This window comes from candidate division WOR-3 bacterium, assembly GCA_039801365.1.
GTDB lineage: Bacteria > Hydrothermota > Tepidihabitantia > Tepidihabitantales > Tepidihabitantaceae > JBDRUN01.
Map to the genome: position 1 here is coordinate 1 of JBDRUN010000101.1, position 8,293 is coordinate 8,293.

General features: G+C 58.0%; 9 protein-coding genes. All 9 read left to right on the forward strand.

Features of this window, described 5'->3' with window-relative positions:
• Positions 1 to 145 precede the first annotated feature (145 nt).
• The 9 genes from ABIL25_10115 to ABIL25_10155 all read left to right on the forward strand — a co-directional run bounded on the left by ABIL25_10115 (position 146) and on the right by ABIL25_10155 (position 8,127).
• Positions 146 to 1,888, forward strand: a complete 1,743-nt coding sequence (locus ABIL25_10115; GenBank protein ID MEO0082621.1) for a phospholipase D-like domain-containing protein — start codon at positions 146 to 148, stop codon at positions 1,886 to 1,888.
• A gap of 62 nt (positions 1,889 to 1,950) precedes the next feature.
• A complete protein-coding gene (locus ABIL25_10120; protein MEO0082622.1) occupies positions 1,951 to 3,315 on the forward strand; it encodes a TldD/PmbA family protein in 1,365 nt (454 codons plus the stop codon).
• A complete protein-coding gene (locus ABIL25_10125; GenBank protein MEO0082623.1) occupies positions 3,315 to 4,607 on the forward strand; it encodes a metallopeptidase TldD-related protein in 1,293 nt (430 codons plus the stop codon). Before ABIL25_10120 ends, ABIL25_10125 begins: the two co-directional genes overlap by 1 nt.
• Positions 4,608 to 4,758: 151 nt before the next feature.
• Positions 4,759 to 5,694, forward strand: coding sequence for a hypothetical protein (locus tag ABIL25_10130; GenBank protein MEO0082624.1), 936 nt, complete (start codon positions 4,759 to 4,761; stop codon positions 5,692 to 5,694).
• A gap of 9 nt (positions 5,695 to 5,703) precedes the next feature.
• Complete coding sequence (locus tag ABIL25_10135) at positions 5,704 to 6,285, forward strand: nitroreductase family protein (protein MEO0082625.1); 582 nt, start codon at positions 5,704 to 5,706, stop codon at positions 6,283 to 6,285.
• Positions 6,282 to 6,530, forward strand: a complete 249-nt coding sequence (locus ABIL25_10140) for a hypothetical protein (GenBank protein MEO0082626.1) — start codon at positions 6,282 to 6,284, stop codon at positions 6,528 to 6,530. Before ABIL25_10135 ends, ABIL25_10140 begins: the two co-directional genes overlap by 4 nt.
• 437 nt (positions 6,531 to 6,967) lie before the next feature.
• The gene (locus ABIL25_10145) at positions 6,968 to 7,105 is read left to right on the forward strand and encodes a hypothetical protein (protein MEO0082627.1); all 138 of its coding nucleotides are present in this window, start codon (positions 6,968 to 6,970) and stop codon (positions 7,103 to 7,105) included.
• A gap of 119 nt (positions 7,106 to 7,224) precedes the next feature.
• Positions 7,225 to 7,422 carry a DUF2283 domain-containing protein gene (locus ABIL25_10150; GenBank protein ID MEO0082628.1) on the forward strand — a complete coding sequence of 66 codons (198 nt, stop codon included), beginning with the start codon at positions 7,225 to 7,227 and terminating at the stop codon, positions 7,420 to 7,422.
• 210 nt (positions 7,423 to 7,632) lie between these two features.
• A complete protein-coding gene (locus ABIL25_10155; protein MEO0082629.1) occupies positions 7,633 to 8,127 on the forward strand; it encodes a SoxR reducing system RseC family protein in 495 nt (164 codons plus the stop codon).
• Positions 8,128 to 8,293 lie beyond the last annotated feature (166 nt).

An 8,293-nucleotide genomic window follows, 5' to 3' on the forward strand; every position in this document is an offset into this window, starting at 1 on the left:
CGCTCGACCTTGACGAGTTGCTGGCGCTACGGGTATCATATGAAACGCGCAAGCGTCAGGCAGGGGGTCACGATGTGCCTTGGCCGGCCCGCAGGAACGTTCTTGGGACTTTCCCTTCCACACATATCGGTTATACTTCTGTGTTATGCTCAAGGTAACGTGGCTCGTAACTGTTGCCAGCGGTCTTGTCTTTGCCGGCAATCTGCTTGTGAATCCTGGGTTTGAGGACTGGCTCGACGATTCGACGCCGGCCGGATGGTCAGTTGAAAACCGGTCGAAGACTGGAGTATTCAGGGAAACGGACACAGTGTTTCAGGGCCGGAGTTCATGCCAGTTTGTGCGACGTGAACTTGCTGCGGGTAACAACTACGGTCTGATTCAGCGGGTTCCAGTCCAGGCCGGATTATGGTACGTCCTGTCCTGCCGTACCTGGGACGATAATCCTGAAGTGTCGATTGGTGTCGGGGTGAGTTGGCGCAAGCAGGATTCTACCTATATTTCAAGCAGCGGCACGACCTATTCCCGGGACTCTTCGGGCTGGGTTAGTGTGCGGGACTCGGTGCGTGCGCCAGCCCAGGCGGCGTGGGCTGATTTCCGGGTGCGGACGTATGCGCCGTCCGGCATGAGCCAGAGGCGACGCTGCTTCTTGGACGAGATGTGGTTTGGCACTGCGGACCCGGATCCAGACACGGTAAGAGTGTGGTTTGCTAAGGACAGTCTGGCGCTTCGATTGATTGACTTTATTGGCCAGGCGCGCTACTCGCTGGACTACTGTCACTACAACTCTTCCCGGGCCGACGTAGTGCAGGCGATAATTGACGCCCACCGCCGGGGGGTGAAGGTACGAATTGTGACCGACAACACCCGGCTGGACGATTCTTGGGTTCAACAGGTGCGGGCTGAAGGCATCAGGGTCTGGTCGGACTCAATTGGCCCGAGTCCCGACGACCTTATGCACAACAAGTTCGCAGTGCGTGACTTGGCTGATGATGATTCAACCAACGATTGGGTATGGGTAGCTTCCTACAATCCCAACGAAGGTGAGCTGCGGGCCGACTGCGCGCTGGAGATTCCGCATTCCGGGCTGGCACGGGCCTACCGGCTAGAGTTTGAGCAGATGTGGGGTGGAACCGGGCCAGACCCCGAGCCGGCGAACGCGAAGTTCCACAGTGCCAAGAAAGACGTCCAGCCGACTCACCAATTCTTGCTCGACGGCTACCCAGCGTGCGTCTATTTCTCGCCCCAGGACCGGCCGGTAGATACAATCGCCCGGCTGACCGCACAGGCGCAGCGCCACGTCCTGTTCGGAATATTCGCCTTTACCCACGATGGACTTGGTGACGCGATGATTGGTCGGTGGCAGGACTCGGTCTGGGTCGGCGGGGTGATCGACAAGAGCGGGCTATTTGCTCAGGGTGCGGAGTACCCGCGGCTTGTCGCGAACGGGATTCCAGTGTACGAGGACTCGGTGCCTTTCGGCGAGAAGATAATCCACGAGAAGATAATGGTAATTGACTCTTGTACCACCGTCGCGGGCTCGGCCAACTGGTCCGGCGCAGGCAATGCTCAGAACGATGAGAATGTCATTGTCACCGGTTCACCAGGAATTGCGCAACGGTTTCTGGCCGAGTTGACCCAACGGTTCTGGGAGGCCACGCATCCGGGCATCAAGGGGGACAAGAGAACAGGCTTTAGGCACCAGCCGACAGGGCCGACACTGGTGCGCAGTTTGGATCGGCTGCCTTCGGGTGTGCTGATTACCGATGTGTGCGGGCGGGTGGTACAGGAGCGCAAACGGCCGTCGCCGGGAGTCTATTACGTTGGTTCGGCACATGAGCTGCTGGAAGCGGGCGGTAGTATCCCACGCCGATTTGTGGTCGTGCGCTGAACTGGCTTGACTTCGCAACCGCTGGTCTTACAGTTTGGATTGGACGATGAAAGGATGTGAATATGCTTGAGAAACTGAAGGCGATGCTTTCAGGGATTGCGGCCGATTATGCCGACCTGCGTTACGAACTGGTACGTGAGACCAAGTTCAGTTTCAACGGCAGGGAGCTGACCGGGTTGTCGTCGAGTTCGACCGATGGGTATGTGCTGCGGGTTCTTGCTGGCGGCGGGATGTCCAGCATCGCATTCACTAAGCCCGAGGATGCGGCCGAGGCTGTTGCCACCTGCATCCAGAATGCGAAGCTGGTTGGCCGGCAGGCCAAGGAGCCGGTGAGACTTGCTCGAACCGAGGTGGTGAAAGCGGTGTTTCGGCCCACGCTCGATATTGACCCGCGCAAGGTAAGCATTGATGAGAAGCTGGCTCAAACCCGCAAGTACAACGATATGGCACTGGCGAGCAAAAAGGTAGCAACGACGCAGCTTGGTTACGGCGAGCTCACCCGGGAGAAGACCTTTGTCAGTACCGAGGGTACGGAAATAGAAGAAGAGCTCGTCACGGTGCGTATCCTTGGCAGTATCATATCCAGGGAAGGCACGCTGACGCAGACCGTGCGGGTCGGATTTGGCGGCAGTGACGGGTATGGCAGACTTGTCGGTCGCGAGGCCGACATGGCGCAGCGGGTGAAGCTGGCCGAAGATTTGCTCTCAGCCGAGCCGGTCAAGGCCGGAACTTATCGGGTAGTTCTGGACCAGAAGCTTGCCGGCGTGTTCACCCACGAGGCGTTCGGACATTTCTCTGAGGCGGACCTGATTGAGGACTCGCCCACCATGCGGGAGAAGATGAAGATAGGCGCAAAGCTGGGCAGCGACGTGGTGAACATCAAGGACGACCCGACCATGCCGAATCAGCTTGGGTTCTACAAGTACGATGATGAGGGCGTCGCAGCCCGACCTACGCAACTGATGAAAAACGGTGTCCTTGTGGGCCGGCTGCATTCCCGCCGGACCGCGGCCGCATTCGGCGAACCGCTGTCCGGTCACTGCGTCGCCGAGGACTACCGGTACGCGCCGATAATCAGAATGGGCAACATTTACATAGAGCCGGGGCCGTACAGACTGGAAGAACTCCTGGAGAAGCTGGGAGACGGCCTGTACCTGTGCAACGCGATGGGCGGACAGACTTCAGGCGAGAACTTCACTTTTGGTGCGCAGTATGGCTTTGTCGTGAAAAACGGCAAATCCGGTCAGATGGTGCGTGACATCAACATCGGCGGCAACCTGTATCACACGCTGGAAAGCATCAAGGCAGTAGGTAATGACCTGAAGCTCGGAGAAATCGGTGGCTGCGGCAAAGGTCAGACCAACATCCGCTCCAGCCACGGTGCGCCGCACGTACTGGTTGAAGACCTGGTGATTGGAGGCAGATAATGGAAAGACTTCTGGAACTTGCCCGAAAGTACGCGGACGCAGTGTCCGTCTATTCCCGCGACACGGTCACGGACAGCGTGTCGTTTGAGAACGCCAAACTGAAGGACATCGAAAGCTCGCGTCAGTCCGGTGTCAGCCTGATGCTATTCAAAGACGGAAAGATGGGACTTGCCTATACCCGCAACCTGATTGACCGCGAGGAACTGGTGCAGAACTCGCTCATTAGCCTGAAAGCCGGTGTGGAGGCGGGTTACGAACTGCCCCTGACCAGAAGTGCTGGTCAGTTGCATACCTATGACCCGGGCATCGAAGGACTCACTACCGAGAAACTGGCTGACGAGTGTGCAAGAATATGCGACTTTCTGACCGCCAGGGTCAATGCTCAGGTGAACACCAGTGCGGCCCGTACCATTACCACAATCCGGGTGCTGAACAGTCGAGAAACAGACCTTGTCTGCCGATTCTCCAGCTACTCCAACTACTTCGCGGTGATGTATCCGGGATCGTACTCGTCAATAATGCACATTACCGATGCTAAAGGTTTTGTGCCTGCGGCGGACAAGGACCTGTCGTTCGTGGCAGATACGTTCAACCAGTCACAGAAGGAAGTGAAGGCAAAGACAGGCAGGACCAGGGTGATGTTTCTGCCCTATACCACCTACAGTCTGTTCTGGCGTCTGACCGCAGCCACCAGCGGACAGACAGTTTACGAGAAAGTATCGCCGGTCTTGGGCAAGTTAGGTGAGAAGCTGTTTTCTGACCAGCTTACGTTGGTGGACGAACCGCATAATGACACAATGCCTGGTGCACGTGGGTTTGACGATGAAGGCACGCCGACCCGTAACCGGCCGATTGTCGAAGCTGGTGTGCTGCGCAGCTTCTATCATGACCGGTACTATGCCTGGAAGAACGGGGTGGAACCCACTGGCAACGGCTACCGGCAGGATGTAACCACTCGGCCCGGGCCGGAGCTTGCACACCTGACCGTGAAGCCGGGCAAGCTGAGCTTTGATCAACTGCTCAAGGAAATGGGTTCAGGGATAATCGTGGCCGGCGCGATGGGCGCACATTCGGGCAACATCTTGGCCGGCGAGTATTCCATTGGTCTCTCACCCGGGCTGCTGGTCGAGAAGGGCGAGATTGTAGGTCACGTGAAGAATGCGATGGTTGCGGGCAACGTCTATGAGACGCTCAAGGAAGTTGTCGGCGTCGAGGACCGGGTTTACCCTGGTCACATGGTCCGAAGTCCGTCCATCGTATTCGACAACGTCAGCTTTGCGGTGAAGGGATAGAACGCAACACGCTTCACGCCTTACGCCACAAGCGAAACGCGGCCTCGCAGACCCGGCTATACCCTCACCCTTTCCCTCTCCCTGCAAGGGGGAGGGAACAGAAGGGAGGAGGTGTGGCAGAAGGTTTACTCTGACTCTGACGTTTCTCATTGTGGCCTTGCTCTTTGCCGGATGCGACAGGGGACTGGTGCTCAAGACGCGCGGGGAGACGATTCCAGCCGACGCGGTGAAGATGACGCCGCAGTCCGACACCTGGCCGCCGGTCCTGCACTCAGGTGAATGGGAGGCGCCCGTGCCGATGCCCGGGCCGGTGAACACTGCCGGGGCCGAGGATTCGCCGTTCATCACGCCGGACGGCAGGGAGTTCTACTTCTTCTTCACACCCGACGCGCGAGTACCGGCCGAAGGACAGCTTTTTGATGGAGCAACCGGCATCTGGTGGTGCACCCGGCAGGGAGATTCCTGGACTGAGCCGGAGCGCGTGGTTCTCCACAACGATGTTTCGCTGGACGGAGCGCAGTTCATTCAGGGTGATACGATGTGGTTTGCCTCGGTGCGGGCCAAGGACGCTCTGCGTGAAGGACCGCAGTACTACATCGCCACGAGAAAGAACGGCAGATGGGGCAACTGGCGCAACGCCGGAGCGCAACTCAACGTGGAATATCGTATTGGCGAGATGCATATCACTTCTGACCACCGGACGATGTACTGCCACCGTGACTCAGACGTGGGCGGCTCAGGCGGCTATGATCTCTGGACACTTGAGCGCAACGCAACCGGCTGGGACGCACCCGTGAACCTAGGCCCGGTAGTGAACAGTGCCAAGAACGAGGGCTGGCCGTTTGTTTCCTCGGACGGCAGGGAGTTGTGGTTCACCGGCGAATCGGACAGCTTTCCCGGCCCGGCCCTGTACCGGTGCAGGAAAGACAGCGCTGGTAGATGGATGGCGCCAGAACCGATCGTGTCGCAGTTTGCCGGCGAGCCGACACTGGACGACGCCGGGAACCTGTACTTCGTACACCACTACTACGCTTCCGGCTCCAGGATGATAGAAGCGGACATCTATTTGTGCCGCCGCAAGAAGTGAGGAGGTAGAATGGACGTAGTCAAGGCAATCAACGAACGCCGGGCATACCGGTCACTTGCGCCGGTTGCAATTACTGAAGAGTTGATTCGAGACCTTGCCCAGTGTGCTCAACTGGCACCGACCTGTTTCAATAATCAGCCGGCGCGGTTCGTGTTTGTGTATTCGGCTGAAATGCTTGAGAAGATGAAGCCAGTATTCAACAGGGGCAACGAATGGTGCCATGCGGCATCGCTTGTTATTGCCGTACTGGCCGAGAAGGAAGCGGACTGTGTCATTCGCGACCGGGAATACTACTTGTTCGACACCGGAATGCAGACTGCTTTTCTCATCCTTCGGGCAACTGAGCTCGGACTTGTGGCACACCCGATAGCCGGGTACAAGCCAGAGCTGGTCAGACAGGTGCTCGGCATTCCGGATCATATGCAAGTGGTCACGTTGGTCTTGGTGGGCCGGCACGCAGATACCATAAGCCCGGTGCTGTCAGAGAAGCAAGTAGAATGGGAAAAGAACCGGCCAGAACGTCTGCCTCTGGAACAGGTGGCATTCTTCAACCGCTACACGGGCGAGAACGCAAAGGAAGAGCCGAAATGAATTTCCTGCGCAAACTCCATCTCATTGTCGGGTTCACACTGGTCCTGCCGCTTCTCATCCAGGCGGTGACAGGATTCCTGCTTCGGGCCGGCGTCTTCGCACCGACAACTTACGGATTGCACACCTGGTCCATCATCTGGAAGCACATCGTATTCATCCTTGCTCCGGGCCTTGCGTTTCTTGCCGTGTCCGGCGGAATCCTGTACCTGGCCATGCGCATCCGGCAATGGAAGCGTAGGAAATAGCAGGGCCACGCAGTCCTCTGTCGCTTCCTTCCTGTTGGTGTGCCTCTTGTGCGGTGTTCGGCCTGCCACGGCTGGTTCTGCATCTGAGCCCGCCCCAAGTCTATCCGTTCGTGTGAAGCGACGCTTCGCGCCGACTCTGGCCGCGACGTTCTGAAAGAAACTCGGCCTGCTTCTGTTCCGGCACCTTGGCAGACGGTTCTCCGCCAAACTCCGGACGCAACTTGCCGCTTACTTCGGATGCCTCCTGTTCGTGCCTCTGGCGGCCAGGCTGTCCATACAACTCCCTCGGCCCAAGTAACCGCAACCGGCGAGGCTTGTAGCCTGCCAATTGAGTGGGGGAGTCGCTTCCTCTTAGATATGGGGCGGAATGCTTCTGGTCCCGGTCGGGGCCTTGATTGGACACGCAGTAGGAACCCGGCTAGAATATTCGGCAGGCTATGAAGCCCATCAGGTTCTTGCAGCACGCACGAGCTGAGGCGGTGCGGCGTGAGATTCCGGCTGATATTGTTGAGCAGGTGATGCGAGGCCTGGAGCAGGTAGTTCCCGAGCACGGCGGGCTCTCGGCCCGCCAGTAGCGGGTTGAGTTCGAGGGAAAGCTGTATCTGGTGCGCGTGGTTGTTGCCGAGCAACCAGATGCTTTCGTCGTTGTTACGGTGTATCGGACCAGCAGGATTGAAAAGTACTGGAGGGTAGAATGAAAGTAACTTATGACCAGGAAGTGGACGTTCTGAGGGTCGTGTTCAGCGGCGCAGAAGTGCAGGAGAGCGACGAGGACAAGCCCGGCGTAATTCTTGACTATGACAAGGATGGTAACGTAGTCGGACTGGAGATTCTGAACGCCTCGAAGCGGGTGGAGAATCCACGCGCAGTGGAGTACGCCGTCGCTGGCTGAGCGCCGCAACAGAGAAAGAGACAGAGTTCCACACCGCATTTCCGTAACCTGATTACCCTCCTTCGCTAGTAGTTTTTTTGTCCTGCATCCGGGCGTAGCGCCGCTCTGTCATTGGTCTGTGACTTCGGCAACCACTATTGGGTGGCTTGGCCGGATGGTGTGGCGGCTGGTTTGACTGGAGCTTCAGGCCGGATAGGCTAGTGATGCTGTATGGAAGAGTCGGGCACGGTAGTGAAAGTCCTGGGCGAGCGGGCCGAATCGAAGACGGCAAGTTCTCTGGCCGAGGTTGAAGTCGCGGCCCGGGGCGAGTGCGCGCATTGTCCGGCACACGGGATGTGCAATTGGACCGGGCAGAGGACAAGGACAGTTCTGGCGATAAATACGGCTGGTGCACGGGTCGGGGATACGGTTGTCATCAGCTTCAAGCCGGCAGTGCGATTACGGTCGAGTCTCGTTGTATTCGGCATCCCGGCGCTGGGGATGTTGGCCGGGGTCGTTCTTGGAAGTCTTGTTGTCAGGCGTGAGGCCTGGGCCGGGGTTCTTGCCGGTGCCGGGCTCGTGCTGGGGTTCGGTATCGTAAGACTGCTCGACCTTTTGGCTAGTCGGTCAGGCAGGGTTTTGCCAGTTGTTGTTGGAATTCAGAACGCGAAAGAACCGCCGCAATACCAGAGTGTTGTCAACGAGACAATAATAACACGCGACTGAGGGACAAGCGACACTTGCCGTCCCCGCCGGCGGCGCAGAATGGCCGGCGTCAGTGCAGCCCTGTTGCCTCATATATGGATGTACTCGAGGACGCCCCGTTGCCTCAGAATACATTTGTACTCGAATCATGAGCTTTGTCCAGCTTGAAGTCGAGATGGTTGCGTCG

Excerpts from the sequence above, each read along its gene's own strand:
- ABIL25_10150 (MEO0082628.1), top strand. The coding sequence starts at position 7,225 with ATGAAAGTAACTTATGACCAGGAAGTGGACGTTCTGAGGGTCGTGTTC.
- ABIL25_10125 (MEO0082623.1), top strand. The coding sequence starts at position 3,315 with ATGGAAAGACTTCTGGAACTTGCCCGAAAGTACGCGGACGCAGTGTCC.
- ABIL25_10115 (MEO0082621.1), top strand. The coding sequence starts at position 146 with ATGCTCAAGGTAACGTGGCTCGTAACTGTTGCCAGCGGTCTTGTCTTT.
- ABIL25_10145 (MEO0082627.1), top strand. The coding sequence starts at position 6,968 with ATGAAGCCCATCAGGTTCTTGCAGCACGCACGAGCTGAGGCGGTGCGG.
- ABIL25_10120 (MEO0082622.1), top strand. The coding sequence starts at position 1,951 with ATGCTTGAGAAACTGAAGGCGATGCTTTCAGGGATTGCGGCCGATTAT.
- ABIL25_10155 (MEO0082629.1), top strand. The coding sequence starts at position 7,633 with ATGGAAGAGTCGGGCACGGTAGTGAAAGTCCTGGGCGAGCGGGCCGAA.
- ABIL25_10140 (MEO0082626.1), top strand. The coding sequence starts at position 6,282 with ATGAATTTCCTGCGCAAACTCCATCTCATTGTCGGGTTCACACTGGTC.
- ABIL25_10135 (MEO0082625.1), top strand. The coding sequence starts at position 5,704 with ATGGACGTAGTCAAGGCAATCAACGAACGCCGGGCATACCGGTCACTT.